Origin of the sequence: Sinorhizobium fredii, from assembly GCF_002944405.1 — a bacterium.
GTDB classification, from domain to species: Bacteria; Pseudomonadota; Alphaproteobacteria; order Rhizobiales; family Rhizobiaceae; genus Sinorhizobium; species Sinorhizobium fredii_C.
In genome coordinates, this window is sequence record NZ_CP024310.1 from 1,207,868 (window position 1) to 1,222,668 (window position 14,801).

The 14,801-nt window shown below is 60.4% G+C and carries 11 protein-coding genes; 7 read left to right on the forward strand and 4 right to left on the reverse strand.

The window, feature by feature from the left end:
• Window positions 1–20: 20 nt before the first annotated feature.
• Window positions 21–1,220 carry a glycosyltransferase family 4 protein gene (locus tag NXT3_RS29240; RefSeq protein WP_037416815.1) on the reverse strand — a complete coding sequence of 400 codons (1,200 nt, stop codon included), beginning with the start codon at window positions 1,218–1,220 and terminating at the stop codon, window positions 21–23.
• A 145-nt stretch (window positions 1,221–1,365) separates the two neighbouring features.
• Window positions 1,366–3,366, reverse strand: a complete 2,001-nt coding sequence (locus tag NXT3_RS29245) for a polysaccharide biosynthesis tyrosine autokinase (RefSeq protein WP_037416977.1) — start codon at window positions 3,364–3,366, stop codon at window positions 1,366–1,368.
• A gap of 382 nt (window positions 3,367–3,748) precedes the next feature.
• Here NXT3_RS29245 and NXT3_RS29255 point away from each other — a divergent pair, with 382 nt between their 5' ends.
• From NXT3_RS29255 to NXT3_RS29265, 3 genes are all read left to right on the forward strand, one after another.
• Complete coding sequence (locus NXT3_RS29255) at window positions 3,749–4,663, forward strand: methionyl-tRNA formyltransferase (protein WP_037416810.1); 915 nt, start codon at window positions 3,749–3,751, stop codon at window positions 4,661–4,663.
• Between the two features lie 138 nt (window positions 4,664–4,801).
• Window positions 4,802–6,562, forward strand: a complete 1,761-nt coding sequence (locus NXT3_RS29260) for a sensor histidine kinase (protein ID WP_097524723.1) — start codon at window positions 4,802–4,804, stop codon at window positions 6,560–6,562.
• Window positions 6,523–7,203: a response regulator transcription factor gene (locus tag NXT3_RS29265; RefSeq protein ID WP_097524519.1), complete on the forward strand. Its 681-nt coding sequence runs from the start codon at window positions 6,523–6,525 to the stop codon at window positions 7,201–7,203. Before NXT3_RS29260 ends, NXT3_RS29265 begins: the two co-directional genes overlap by 40 nt.
• Before the next feature lie 3 nt (window positions 7,204–7,206).
• On the opposite strand, the gene NXT3_RS29270 is transcribed toward NXT3_RS29265, so the two are convergent.
• Window positions 7,207–8,580: a GDSL-type esterase/lipase family protein gene (locus tag NXT3_RS29270; protein WP_104841205.1), complete on the reverse strand. Its 1,374-nt coding sequence runs from the start codon at window positions 8,578–8,580 to the stop codon at window positions 7,207–7,209.
• 434 nt (window positions 8,581–9,014) lie between these two features.
• Here NXT3_RS29270 and NXT3_RS29275 point away from each other — a divergent pair, with 434 nt between their 5' ends.
• The 3 genes from NXT3_RS29275 to NXT3_RS29285 are packed head-to-tail and all read left to right on the forward strand — an operon-like array spanning window position 9,015 to window position 11,495.
• Window positions 9,015–9,446, forward strand: a complete 432-nt coding sequence (locus NXT3_RS29275; protein ID WP_037416804.1) for a hypothetical protein — start codon at window positions 9,015–9,017, stop codon at window positions 9,444–9,446.
• A gap of 57 nt (window positions 9,447–9,503) precedes the next feature.
• Entirely contained in the window at window positions 9,504–9,653 is a 150-nt protein-coding gene (locus NXT3_RS29280; RefSeq protein ID WP_082912469.1) for a DUF5989 family protein, read from the forward strand.
• Window positions 9,654–9,662: 9 nt separating this feature from the next.
• Complete coding sequence (locus NXT3_RS29285) at window positions 9,663–11,495, forward strand: carbamoyltransferase family protein (protein WP_104841206.1); 1,833 nt, start codon at window positions 9,663–9,665, stop codon at window positions 11,493–11,495.
• Window positions 11,496–11,502: 7 nt separating this feature from the next.
• Here the strand turns inward: NXT3_RS29285 and NXT3_RS29290 are convergent, their stop codons facing one another.
• Complete coding sequence (locus NXT3_RS29290) at window positions 11,503–11,994, reverse strand: hypothetical protein (protein ID WP_104841207.1); 492 nt, start codon at window positions 11,992–11,994, stop codon at window positions 11,503–11,505.
• Between the two features lie 637 nt (window positions 11,995–12,631).
• On the opposite strand from NXT3_RS29290, the gene NXT3_RS29295 reads away from it, so the two are divergent.
• Window positions 12,632–14,782, forward strand: a complete 2,151-nt coding sequence (locus NXT3_RS29295) for a polysaccharide biosynthesis protein (protein WP_423828018.1) — start codon at window positions 12,632–12,634, stop codon at window positions 14,780–14,782.
• Window positions 14,783–14,801 lie beyond the last annotated feature (19 nt).

Consider the following 14,801-nt stretch of genomic DNA (forward strand, 5'->3'; position numbering starts at 1 on the left):
CGCCGCATATCACTGCCCCGTCACCGGCTATGGGCCTGCACTCGGTCGGCGCCTTTAATGCCGCCCGTGCGCAGCAGGTCTTCGTAGACCGCCGTGATTGCGTGCACGTGGCGCTCTATGCTGAAGCGGGCGCGTGCTTGGTTGCGCGCCGTTTCCACGATGTGCGCCAGATAGCCGGAGTCGCCGAACAGTTTTAGGCAAGCTCTTGCGAATTCGTCCGGATCCTCCGGGCGAACGAGCATGCCCGTTTCGCCGTCCTCTACGACCTCGGGATTGCCACCCGAATCTGCTGCAATGACCGGCGTTCCGAGCAGCATTGCTTCGACGAGCGTTCTTCCGAGCGGTTCGTTCACCGCCGTCACCAAAAGAGCATCCAGCCCCGCGATCCAAGGCTCGCCCGGATAGCGGAAACCCATGAAATGCACGCGGTCGCCGACCCCAAGGGCTTGCGCGCGCGATCTTGCGGCGTCGTCAAGCCCGTTCAGAGCGTTTCCCAGGAACAGCCCGGCAAACTCTAAACTCGGCTCCAGCCGCCGCAGAGCCGCAAGCACCTCGACGAAAAGGATTGGCCGCTTGCGATCGACCAGGGTTCCGACATATCCGAGGAGCCTTGTTTCCGGCGCGCACCCAATCGTGGCGATGATGTTTCTTCGACTGTCTTCCCGCTCGACCTCTTTCGCTTTCATGACGTCGAATGGACTATGGACGACGCTGCATTTGGCCGCCGCTGAAATAAATCCAGGGCGTGGCGAGGCAAATTTCGAAACGGCCACGAGACGGTTCGGAAGCCAGGGCGCGATGCGTCGCAAGCCGAAGGACGTCGCGTCGCCACGGTGGTGCCAGAGGTGCTTCGATCCCGCCAATCGGGCTGCGAGACCCCACATGAGATGTGCGCGACCGTCGTTGGTGTGCACGATTGCGACGTCCCTGCCCCGCAAATATCTGACAAGCGCCGGAAGAGTGCGGGCGACATTGAGCGCCGCCGTGCCGTTGCGCGCGCCGGCCCGCTCCAGGCGGTTCAAGACGGGCGCTGGTTCAAAGTCGATACCTTCGCGGCGAAACAGTTCCGCCACCGGCCCCTCGGTATCATGGAGGACAACGAGCGGCGCGAACAACGGTTTCGGAAGATTTCGTATCAGTCCGAGGGCGGACAGATGACTGCCGCCTATGAAATCCCCGATGAAAGGAAAGCACACGGTCCGCGGCCGCCCGTTGCTCATGTTGGATTCTCCGTTCTACAACAAACGCTGGAGCCGAGACCGACGGAAAGCTTGTGGGCCCGCCCTTTCAGACGATCTCCTCCGACAGACGAGCCTTGCTCGGTTTCAGCAAATACGAGCGCCGGCCCGGCTTCGGGTTGCCGAATTACACCATCTTCGACGGAGAATTGGGCGCGGCTCTCACCGAAAGGACCGACGAGGTATTCGTTTCCTTGATCGGGCGATCGGCGATCGCACCATTTCCGCGGGACCGGCTCCTGATCCATCCACCCGCCGGAAAACGCCTCGAGGTTATCACGTAGCCTCCGTAGCGGTGGCGTCTATGAATGTCAGGATTGACTTGATTGATTGCCGTGCCGATCAGTGGCGCATGATTCATCCGAAGCTGGGAAACGGCCACCAACAATTGGTCCTCGGTTGTCTCGCCCCAGGACACCATCAGGATGACCCCGTCGACAAAGGGTGCGAGCCAAGTCGCATCGCCCGAGCTGAGGACGGGCGGGGCGTGAAGCACAATGAAATCATACCCGCTCTGCCTGAGCGCCTGGATCAGTTCACATAGCTTGTCGGAGTCGATGAGTCTGAACGGCTCCGTCATTGCCAGCGTCGCGTCGAGATAACCTAGGCCCGGCAAGGTCGGAATCGTTTGCACGACATCGGCGAGGGTCGCTTCATTGTTGAGATAGCGCTCGAGGAGTTCGGGTGAGCGCCCCATGCTCTTCAAAAAGGGAATGCTGTGCTGATGGAAGTCCAGGTTCACGAAGGCGGTGGGGCGGCCGTCTGCGGCCGCCGCCGTTGCAATTCCCCACGCAGTCGATGCGTTTGCAATGTTGTGACGGCATGAGGTGACCATCACGACGCGATGCAGCTGCTTGGCTTCCGAGAAGCGGGACGCCATATAGATCGAACGCTCCGCTTCGGCCGATGTCACATTGCTCCAGTCCGGTATGCATGACGATCGCTTGGTGCCGTGCGACGAAAAATGTTTCGGGATTTTCGGCACATAGCCCAAGTTGGGAATTCTCAGGAGTTCGGCGGTGCGCTGGCCGCTGCGGATTCGCGTATCAGTCGCCTCGAACAGGAGGGCGAGCAAGAAGGCCAACAAGGTCGACCCGGCAAATGTCGCCGGAACAATGATGCTTGCCTTGGGAAAGGATGGTGAATTCGGGAGTTCCGCCGCCGATACGATCCGGGCGCTCGGCTTCAGCGATTCCGCCTCAAGGTCCAACAAGATGCGCCGAACCTCCTCTTCGATCATGCTGCGTACGCCCGCGATTTGCGAATCTGCATCGATCATCTGAGGGTGGTTCTTGCCGAACTTCGCCGCGATCTCCGCTTTGCTCTGCAGCAATCGGGCCTCTTCTGCCCGCAATGTGACCAGAAGCGGCTGCGTCATGCTTTGCCGGAGGAACCCGACCGCGCCGCCCGTATTAATGGCCCGCTGCTTGTCGGCGATCCGCTCGTCCTGCTTGAATTCGAGCGAGGATTCGACGTACAGCTTGGCAATCGTATTGGCGATTTCCTGAGCGAGCCTGGGACTGGGATTCGATACGGTAATTCTTACCGCAAGGCTCTCTCCGGTCCGGCTGACATTGAGCTGGGGCAGCAGTGTCGAGATTGCGCGGTCCCGTTGAGCTTTCAGATCCGGCAGAGTTCTGACCGGATCGGGCGACTGATCGATTCCGATTATTCCCTGTAAGTACGCAAGAAGTCCGCCACCGATGTTTTGCGGTTGTTTGGCCTGGCGAGCATAGGGGTTGAAGCTGGGATTGTTGATGAGCTCCAATCTGTCGACCACGCGGCCGGCAAATTGTCTGGACTGCAAGACATCCATCTCGGTTTCTGCTGCAGAGCGATCACGGTCGACGGTCGTCAAAGAAGCGTCAGTAGCAAACGGTCGAACGTCTTTCCGCTCGAGCACGACTTCAGAACTGGCCGTGTAGGTTTTTGGCAGCGTGAATGATGCGATCGCAGAGAGCAAAGTGCACCCGACGATCACTGTCGCAAGGAGCCGCATGCGCCGTTTGACGAGCGCCCAAGCATCTAGCAGACCTACCGAATTCCCATTGCGCTGAACGGCAAGCTCAACGCTTTCTCGGTAGTGGGAGCGAGCAGAGAGGCTGCCATTAGAAACGAACGTCGTCATGGAAACCATCTTAAGCAACAATTTTCGCTATCGTTCTAGATTAGTGAAATGTTTAGTAGGGCGCAATAATTTAGTTCCCCATCGCCACCTGTAGTTTCGGAAGCTACGTATATCTTATTCAATCGCTTCATCTTTTAGCCATTTCTTGGCGCGAATACGGCGGGTCACCAATTCTGAAACGCCGCTTCATCCGAGGGCAAGGGCGGCCGCCTTCTCCTTTCGCGGCGCAAATCCAAGGTGCTGTCGCGGCGGACTTGTCTGGTTCCTGCACTGGACATCATGGTCGTCCTTGGAGTTCAATGCGGCCAGCATAGCATCACATCGTTCGTTGCCGCCGGGAAATGACATCCCGCGCTCGTCGATAGTCGGCGGTTGTTGGATCATGCGTATCGTTTTCGTCGGTGCCGTGGAGAGCTCCGTAATCGCTCTCGAAGCGCTCATAAGGATGGGGCGCGCTCCTACGCTCGTTGTCACCCTGCCGCCTGAGCTGGCCGGGCGCCACTCCGATTTTGCCGATTTGGGGGCCATGGGGCGCGCCGCCGGTTGCGCCGTTCGCTACGCGTCGGATATCAATCAGCCGGACGTGCTGGAGGCGATGGCGGCGGTCGAGCCCGACCTCACCTTCGTCATCGGCTGGTCGCAGGTCTGCAGGCAGGCCTTTCGAGATGTCGCGCGCCTGGGTACGATCGGGTTCCATCCTGCCGCCTTGCCGCGTCTGCGCGGTCGCGCGGTCATTCCCTGGACGATATTGCGCGGCGAGGAAGTGACCGGATCAACGCTGTTCTGGCTGGATGAAGGCATCGATTCCGGCCCGATCTTGCTTCAGCGGCTGTTCGCCGTCGCGGCCGACGAAACCGCTCGCAACCTCTATGCAAAGCACACAACGAATTTGCGCGAGATGGTGGTCGAGGCGATCGCGCTCGTCGAGACGGATAATCCCCCACGGAGAGAGCAGGATCATGACCAGGCGAGCTATTGTGCGAAGCGAAGCGCCGAGGACGGCCTGATCGACTGGAATGCGTCCGCCGTCTCCGTGCTCCGGCTGATCCGTGCAGTCGGCGCCCCCTACCCCGGTGCATTTTCCTTTTACAGCGGCGAGCGGGTCCGTATCGACGCAGCCGTGGAGTTCGAGAACGCCGGCCGTTACATCGGTTTGGTCGGACAGGTTCAATGCCATTCAAAACGCGGATTCGTCGTTCTATGCGGCGACGGCGCGTGCATCGAGGTGGTGGCCTGGGCCTCCCCGACTGGCAGGCGCCCGGCGGTACACGGCAGATTCCGTCCACATGCGCCTTAGGACTAGCCGAGGCGGCTTTCGTCTCCGGAGCCGGAAAGTCGGCAACGAATCTGGTCTTTGGAAATGCAATTCGACATAATCCCCTCTGGCCTGCCGAAAGACCGGGGTTGATTGCCTGCCTGAAGAGAGGACTTGGCGGTGAAGTACTGGGCCTCCGCGATTTCCACAGTGCGGGCCGAAAACGGGTTGGCCCCGGCGACCAATCGACAGACTTGGATCAATACATTCCGGGCTCGCTCGGACGCGGTCATCGCCATCGCTCGCATCGTCCTGGCGATCGGCAGCCTGTGGATTACATGGCTCGATGCCGCCATCTGGCCCGCGCGCTCGCAACTCGTTTTCTGGCTGCTCGTCGCTTATCTCGCTTACGCCATCGCTGCAGCCCATTTCGTTTGGAAGGCCCAGGTCCATAGGGTCCGCGGGACCCTCGTGCGGCATATCATCGACGTCGCCACTTTGGTTGCCCTGGCGCTGCTTACCGGCCGGGTGTCTGGCCCGGTCTTCATGCTCATGCCGTTCGTCCAGCTGACAGCGACGCTGCACTGGCTCTGGCGCGGTGCCTTGTGGACCGGTTTCATCGGCGTGGCGATCCTCGCATATCTGGCGCTTTCGAATACCGTCTGGCCCTTCAACTCGGACGTCGACGCGGCAGTCGCGCTGTCGTTCATACTCTTCCTGCTGACGGCAACGGTTCTTCTCACATGGCTCGGGACTCATCAGGAGGCGGTGCGCTCCGAGTTGTTGCGGCTCGTCGAGCGGACGCCCGGCGCGCCCGACGGGCGTGATTGGCCGGCCGAGGCGGCGCTGGATTATGCCGCGCAGGTGATGCGCGTCGGCCGCGCACTGCTGATCTGGAGTGACGGCGACGAACCCTGGACCCATCTTGCCACATGGGAGAACGGCGCATGCGAGGTGAGGCATTTGTCGCCGACCGCCTATCTGCCGTGGACACCCGAAGCGCTGGAGCATGCAAGTCTTCTGATCATCGACGCAAAGCGATCGCGAGCCCTCATTCACCGCGGCGAGGGACGTTTCGATCGATGGCGCGGAGACGAGTTGCCGGCGTCCCCCGCCCTCGTCGCCGAATTCTCGATCACTTCGGCGATTTCGGTGCAGTTCCACGCGAGCGACGTCGAGGCGCGCCTGTTTCTCCTCGATCCCCCTGCCCCGACACTCGACGACGTTGCCATGGCGGAAATTGTCGCCGACCGGCTGAAGACGCTTTTCGAGCAAGCAATTTTGCTGCGCCGTCTCAGCGACGCAGCCGCCCTTGAGGAACGCATCAAGATCGGACGAGATATACACGATGGGGTGCTGCAAACCCTGGCGGGCATGGCCTTGCAGCTGCAAAGCCTGCGCTCGTCGAAGGCCGAGCCCGAGGAGATCGACAGGCGTCTGATGGCCTTGCAAGCCATGCTATACGACGAACAAAGAGAGCTCCGCGCTCTCATTCGCGCGCTCGAACCGGGATCCGATCACGGCGGCGCGAAGGACTCGCCGCTGGTGGTGCGATTGGAGGCACTGGCCAAGCGCTTGCGGCGGCAATGGTCGATCGACTTTCGCTTCCTTCTGGAACCCGAAGACCTCCGCTTGCCGTCATCGATCATCGACGAACTGATGCGGATGATTGCAGAGGCGACGGCCAATGCGGCACGTCATGGGCATGCAAGAACGCTCGAGGCCCGGCTCCGGCTCGACGGCGGGGCCGTGGTCCTCACCGTGGACGATGACGGAACGGGCTTCGGCTTTGACCGGCGCCTCGAGCATGCGGAGCTGGAGAGCAGCAAGGTCGGTCCGCGGAGCCTTCGAGAGCGCGTGGCGACCTGGGGAGGAGAACTCTCGATCGACAGGGTGGAGCAATGGACTCGGATAACCATCAAGATACCGGCCCATCCGTGAGCCCGCGTATCGTGGTCGTCGACGACCACCTGATCGTCCTGGACGGGTTGCGCCGCTTGATCGACGCCGAGCCCGGCTGGCAAGTGGTTGCAACATGCAAAACGGCTGCCGAGGCGCTCGAGGTCGTCTCGACCCGGCCGGTCGACCTGGTCGTCGCCGATCTGCGAATGCCCGAAATCGACGGCCTCGACCTCATTCGCCGCCTGCACGGCGATCGGCCGGAACTCGCCTGCGTCCTTCTGACCGCCGATATCAGCGATCAGGAACTTGCCGAGGCGATGAGAATTGGTGTGCGCGGCATCGTTCTCAAGGAACAGGCGCCAAGTGCGCTTGTCGAGTGCATTCGGGCGGTGATGGCCGGCCGAACGTCTGTCGTGGATCAAGGTTTGACTGCGGAGATCGATCGAATTCGTGAACGCGACATCGAACGCCGCGCGGTCATGCAGAAGTTGACCCCGCGTGAACTCGAGATTTCCCGCCTTGCGGCAGCAGGTTTGCGCAGCCGCGAAATAGCCCTGCGGCTTGGAATAGCACCCGGCACCGTCAAGCTTCACCTTCATAGCGTCTACAGCAAGCTCAACATCACGACCCGCGTGGAGCTCGCCAATATTTCTCAGCGGCTGCAGCTAGGTTCGAATTGATCATCACGGGGTCGCCATCGGAGGCAGGCATGCTTCGCCGCAAGGTCGTTTGATCGCTGCGGTGATCGGAAGGCCAGTCTCCTTCACCGCGATGGAGCGGAGGATTTCCTTCGCAACGAATTTGGCCCCGGCACGACTGAAATGAGCATCGGGCGCATACAGAAGAATAGGGTCGGGCTGGGCGCGTATGGCCTCGTGAAGATCAAGCACGGGAATCCCCTCTGCCGCGGCAGCATCGAGTACCCTCCTCCGCAGCGGATCGAAGGGGCGATCCGATGAGAACGGCCCGATGAACCTGTCCATCCTCGGCACGTAGACCAATGTGAAAGTGCCGCCCCAGCCCTTGGCCAGTTCTTTTGCGCGGTGCAATATCTTTCTGAACTCCGGCCTGTCGCCGGCAATCTTCGGATAAACCAACCCCAGCCGTGCGAGAGTTTGCTGCAGGGCGACGAAATTGCGCAGCAAGGATGTTCTCGTGAGCAGGTCGACACTCGTCACCGGGGCATTTTTTCGCTCCGCCAGAATGCTGCGAGCCTCGCGCATGGTCGCTTGCGCCGTCGACTGCAAACCGAAGTTCGCATCCGGCGAAAGCGCTTGTCGAAGCCAGGGCACGGCGAGTTCCCGCTCCAGATTCTCCCAGTCGTTGCCTTCAACAAAAACCATCATCACGTGGCGGGGACGCAAAAGCTCACCGAAACGACCGAGCATTGCGAGTTCGACCAGGGGACCATTTCCGCGAATGCCTATGCTCGCTGTGGTAGCGCCGCCCGCGCGCACGCTCGATGCGAGGTCCTCGCCCGGAGGCAGGCAGAAGCCTTCGACGAACGAGTCTCCGAGGAGCATCAAATCCAGCCGGCGACTATACACATCGTCGGGATTGTTGAAGCCGTACCGGTCCGCCGTATAGCTGACAATGCCGTCCTTTGACGTGCACAGCACCACCTGGGTCGCCGGAAAACCCGACAGCAGCGCCTCGGGTAGCTCGTCGGTACCCGAAAGCCGGTTCAGGCTTCGAAGCGTGAAACCGGGCACGATGTTCTTGTTGCGCCTGAGCGTTTCAGCCTGCGCCTCGCTGAGCTGGCCGAGCATTTCCAACCGGACTGAGACCACCGAGACCGTGTGCATCGCCTCGAAGAGGAAGAGGCCGAGCAGCATGCTCGAGGCCCAGATGCCGACAAGTACGGAAATGCGCGGCTTCGCAATCAAGCCGATGGCGATCACCGCGGCTCCCAGCACGCCCGGGATCAGCACGTAGCGGACGAAATGCGGGGGTTCAGCTGCGAAAAGCTGGTAATGCAGTAGAGCGTAGACTGGGCTTAACAACAGATACAGGCCAGGAACGGCGCATGCCACAAGCCCGAGATGCCGCTTCGTCATGACATCTTTTCCTCTCTGACGAGCCGTCCAGCAAGTCGTGCCTTTGCAGACCGCCTTGTTCAGGCGGCCGATCCCGACTTGTCTGTTCTGACAGCTTTGGCAGATAAGAATCGTATCTCTTGCACTTGAACTCACACAAATGAATTCAGAATAGGAATTTGATACGAAAGCATTTTTGTGCGGCGGAATATACGGCGTTTTGCCGATAGAGTCTCCCCCCAAAAAGTGGCCTGGCGCAGCAAGTTTGATCAATGCCGCTGTACCGCTTGGTCCCGACCAGGCGTCGCCTGCTCTCTATATCCAATGGTATATTGACCGGATCGGTCGCCGCTTGTTCTATACGATGCGTCCTATATTATTCCTCAATGCAGGCGATTGCATTTCGAGCAGTATCCTATTTTAGAGATTAGCACTGGCCGCTGAGGGCGTTCCCGATGAACCAGGCGCACGAGTCTTTTTCCGAGCATGCCTTGGAGGGGCCGTCGAACCGCAGCTTCGGCTACACGGTCGGTGGCATCCTCCTCGCTTTTGTTCTCGCGCGGTGGTTTATCAGCGGCGGGCTCACTCCGATCACTACGGGGCTTGCGGCCATCGGCTGTGTTCTCGTCCTGTTGGCGTTTGCCTCTCCCGACTGGCTCGCCTTGCCGAACCGGCTGTGGATGAAACTCGGCCTGTTGCTGTTCAAAATCGTCAATCCCGTGGTGATGCTTCTGATCTATGCGGTAGCCTTCGTTCCGATCGGGGTCTTCTTGAGGCTGCGCGGCTACGATCCGCTCGTCGCCGCGTTCGACAAAGGTGCGCACACGTACTGGAATGAGCGGCAACCGCATGAACCGGACCCGACGACGATGCGCAATCAGTTCTGACGCAGGCGGTTGTAAAGCGACAAGAGCGTTGTCGGTTGATGAGTGGAGGAAATGGATATGGAACTGATCCGTGAACTCTGGGCCTATATGGGCGTCCGCAAGAAGTTCTGGCTCCTACCTATCTTCATCATACTCGGAGTGTTTGGCGGATTGGTTGTGCTGACGCAGGGTACCGCGGTGGCGCCGTTCATCTACACCCTGTTCTGAGCCGACGCCATGCGCATTCTCGGTATCTCGGCATTCTACCACGACAGCGCGGCTGCGATGATCGAGGATGGTCTGATCGTCGCTGCCGCGCAGGAGGAGCGGTTCACGCGCAAGAAGCACGACGCCGGATTTCCGGCAAATGCGGTGGCCTATTGCCTGGCTGCGGCCGAATGCGACATGGCGGACGTCGATCACGTCGTCTTCTACGACAAGCCATTCCTGAAATTCGAGCGGTTGCTGGAAACCTATCTTGCCACTAGTCCGCGCGGTTTCCGTTCCTTCAGGATGGCGATGCCGCTGTGGATCAAGGAAAAGCTGTTTCAGAAGAACCTGTTGCGCAGGCAATTGGGGAAGCTTTCCGGATCAAAGGAATGGTCAGGTTCGCTCCTGTTCACGGAGCATCATCTGGCGCATGCGGCAAGCGCCTTCTTTCCGTCGCCCTTCAAGAGCGCCGCGGTGCTGACGATGGATGGAGTTGGCGAGTGGTGCACCACGTCGCTCGGCCATGGCCGGGACAAGGATCTCGAGATACTGAAGGAGATACGCTTTCCGCACTCCCTCGGGCTGCTCTATTCCGCCTTTACCTACTACACCGGATTCAAGGTCAATTCCGGAGAATATAAGGTGATGGGCTTGGCACCCTATGGCCGTCCGCTATTCGCGCAGAAAATACTCGATAACCTGATCGACCTGAGGGAGGACGGCTCGTTTCGGCTCGACCAGCGCTATTTCGACTACTGCACCGGTCTCACCATGACATCCTCCGCCTTTCATCGTCTGTTCGGCGCCGAGCCGCGAAAGCCGGAGTCGCCGCTGACCCAGCGCGAGATGGATCTCGCCGCTTCGATACAGGCCGTCACCGAGGAAGTCGTTCTGAAACTTGCGGGTTATGCCCGGCGGGAAACCGGCGAGCGTCACCTATGTCTTGCCGGCGGGGTTGCCTTGAATTGCGTCGCAAACGGCAAGCTTCTTCGAAAGCGGATCTTCGACGACATCTGGATCCAGCCGGCGGCCGGCGATGCGGGCGGCGCGGTGGGTGCGGCGCTGGCCGCATGGCACGGCTATCTCGGACACGGCCGCACTCCCGACGGGCGGGACCGCATGGCCGGCGCCTATCTCGGTCCCGCCTTCGACCAACGCGACATAGAGAAGCGTCTGACGGCCGTGGGCGCCGTCTATACCGTCCTCGACGACGACCAGGTGATCGCGCGCACCGTCGACTCTTTGGTCGACGAGAAGGCGGTGGGATGGATGCAGGGACGGATGGAATTCGGACCGCGGGCGCTCGGTGCAAGGTCGATCCTGGGTGATCCGCGCTCTCCGACGATGCAAAAGACCCTCAACCTCAAGGTCAAATACCGCGAAAGCTTCCGTCCCTTTGCCCCTTCTGTCCGCCGCGAGGACTTGGCGGAGTGGTTCGACATCGATGCCGACAGTCCTTACATGCTGCTCGTCGCCGATGTGCTCGGCGGGCGGCGATTGCCCCTCGCTCCCGACGAGGCTGCATTGTTCGGCATAGACCGCCTCAACGTTCCACGATCTAATATCCCGGCGGTGACGCATGTCGATTATTCCGCCCGGGTGCAGACGGTGCATCAGGATACCAATCCACGGTACTGGGAACTGCTGAGCGCATTCAAGGAGCGGACAGGCTGCCCTGTCCTCGTCAATACCAGCTTCAATGTCCGCGGCGAGCCGATCGTCTGCACCCCGGAGGACGCATTCCACTGCTTCATGGGTACCGAGATCGAATGTCTCGTCGTCGGCAACTGCTTTCTGCGGAAGGAGGATCAGCCGTCGCACCTGCGGCAGGACTACAAGGAGCATTTCGAACTCGACTAGAATCGGTTCAGATGGCGATCTTGGTCGGATGCCTGCTCGACGTGTACGACGCACCCCAGCGGATGTAATGGATGGCCGGGATCGGCATGAGAAGATGGGGCCTAGCGCTCTTTGGCGCCCGGACGTCTCTTTCGGACTGGAGCGTGCGACTTTCCAGTCTCGGAATGGCGGCGGTGACGGACCGGATGAGGCTCGGAGCGATGCCGTAGTGCGCCGTCAGTCGACGGAAAATGCCGGTCGCAGCATAAATCTCGTCGGCGCCTCGTACAGCCTCGCAAACGCGTGCCTTGTCGTTGAGGCTGACATAAAGCACGCCAGGGATCGACAAAGGCAGCGTCGTCACGATCGGGTCCAGAACCAGATTGATCGCTTGGGGGGCGACGCCATTCAGAACATAGACCACAACACCGGCCTGGCTTGCCCAGTACCCGGCCACGATAAGTTCAGCAGGCAGCCGCCCGCGAGACTCCACAATCTCGATAACGCTTCGTGCTTGCATGTTTCCGCCCACCTCGGTGAAAAAAGAGGGGCTGACGCCATGACCATTATGGCAATGCGCCGGATGGCGCCTGATCGATTACACTTTCATCGAAAGCTTATGTCTAAACCTCAAGTACGGCGTAGAAGACTAACTTCTTCATCCGGGTTACGCCATATGCCTTTAGATATACTCTTGCCGAGCGTCACACCTTTCTCGTGAGATACGGATCGGCCACGACCCGATCGCCGCAGGTGGCGAATTCATCTCCCGGGGACCTCGATTTCCTGACCCGCCCTGGTGGCGTTTGCATGCCAGGGCGCCTGACCGCCCAGCAGCCAGTAAACTTTTGTGAAAAACTATAAGCCTGCGATTTATAAGCATTTACAACTACTGAATTACGTGTTTCTTATTATAGACCATTTGATCGCGATCTAGCCCACCGCGATGAGTAACCTTTTGTCGAAGTAGATTTATCAAGCCTTTCGAGCTGGTCGACAACAAGACTTACAGACGCACCGTTCTCTACCCCACCATTAAGCCTTCTTGAGGGAGGTGCGGTTCTCGTTCGGCGGCACGGCAGGCTTGCAGAAATTAGGAAGGGCCCGTCATGCAGCGTTTTTACGACGCCGCGAAGGCAGTGCGCGATAGTTTCCTAATGTTGCCGAAAGGCGGAACAGCAAGAGCATCGGCCAAAATGTTGCTACCGGTATTCGGGGCGGCCCTCGATATCGGCTACCGGCGTCTGCGAGGGGCCGTTTTCAGCATTCAGAAATATCCGGCCTTGTATCTTGCAGACCTTGGCTCCGCAGGCGTGGCGCTGGCCGTGGCGCTGTTGCTGCGTTACGGCTTTGCCGAGCTCAGTACGAGGCCCGAAACCGCCTCCGTCCTGTTGTGGTCCGGTGCCCAGTATCTCGCGATTTGCGCGATCATTTTTCCGTTGTCCGGGCTTTACAGCCGAAACTGGAAATATGGCTCGATCTCCGATCTCCTGATCATTCTTCGCGCAGTCCTCGCGACGTCGCTATTGCTGATTTCGCTCCTGTTCTTTTCGACAAGGCTGATCGACATGCCGCGGTCCGTCGTGCCGATGCAGTCGCTGCTCCTGATCGCCTTCCTTGCCGCCGCGCGGCTGAGCTTTCGCGCCGACGAAATCCCGCTGGCGCGACCGGTTTTCAAGAATGGGCGCCACAAGGGAGTGGGCCACGATCACCAGGTGCCGTTGCTGCTCGTCGGAGCGGGCGACGCCGCCGAGCTTTACCTGCGGGCACTCGCGCGCGATCCAAATGCCACTCATGTGCCGGTGGCCTGCCTCGACAAGAACGCAGACCAGCTGGGGATGAGCTTGCGCGGGGTGCCGATTGCGGGGCGGATCGAGGATTTCGAGCAGGTCGTGGCGGAACTGCAGCAAGCCAACAGGCGGCCGCGCCATGTCGTCTTCACGGAAGCGCCGGCAAACTTCGGCGAAGCCGCGTCGGACGAGCTGCTGCGGTCGGCCGAAAGGCTTGGCATTGCCGTGTCGCGCCTGTCGCAGCCAACCGAGTTCAAACACGCCAAGGGAGACAATCCTTATGAACTGCGGTCGGTAGAACTCACCGATCTGCTGGAGCGCCCGCAAGCGGCACTCGACCGCGAGGCGATCGCCCGGCTTGTCCGGGGTCGGCGCGTGCTGATCACCGGGGCCGGCGGATCGATCGGCAGCGAGCTGACCGCACAGGTCGCTGCCTGCGAGCCGGCGGAGATCGTGCTGGTCGACAATTCGGAATACAATCTCTACTCGATCGACATGACGCTCGCCGAGACCCTCCCGAACGTATCTTCGTGGAGTTACCTTTGCAGCGTCCGGCGCAGCCAGCGTGTCGAGGAAATTTTCGAGCGGCATCGCCCGGAGCTGGTCTTCCATGCTGCGGCCCTCAAGCATGTGCCCATGGTGCAGATGAATCCGCGCGAGGGCATCCTCACGAACGTCATCGGCACGATGAACGTCGCCAATGCGGCAAAGAAATACGGCACGCTGGCCATGGTCCAGGTATCGACCGACAAGGTTGTGAACTCTACAAGCATGATGGGTGCGACGAAGCGGCTTGCGGAGCTTTATTGCCAAGCACTCGACCTGCAGGGGCTCGAAACCGGCAAGGGCCCGCGGTTCATGACCGTCCGCTTCGGCAACGTGCTGGGATCGAGCGGATCGCTAATCCCGCTCTTCAAGCGCCAGCTCGCTAGAGGCGGCCCGCTGACCGTGACCGATCCATGCATGACGCGCTTCTTCATGACGATCCGCGAGGCCGTGGAGCTGACCTTGCAGGCATCGGCCTATGGCTTTGAGAAACAGCTCGGACAGGGTGAGATTTTCGTCCTCGACATGGGCGAGCCGGTGAAGGTCATCGACATTGCGCGCCGCATGATCCGGCTGGCCGGCTTCAGCCCAGACCAGGATATCGAGATCAAGATCATCGGCTGCCGCCCAGGCGAAAAGCTCTACGAGGAGCTTTTCGACGAGACCGACAAGCGCATAACCTCTCCGGTGCCGGGCGTTCTCGGTGCGGTTCCGGAGCCCATTCCCTTACCGACGCTGCGGGACGCGTTCGCTCGCCTGCAGCGACATGCGGAGCGGGGCAACGATCCGGCCGTCGTGGCAGTCATGCGCGAACTGCTTCCGCGCTACGAGCATGAGGCCGCCATGACGAAGCCCCCCGCCGTGAACAAGAAGCGCGGCCGGCTCCAGCCGACAAGGCGCAGCAAGCCTGAGAGTCCACGCCGGCAGATCTATCAAAAGAGCGCCCGCGGGGGACTGCGATTGCCGGATTAGGTGAAAGCGCGCGGGGAGG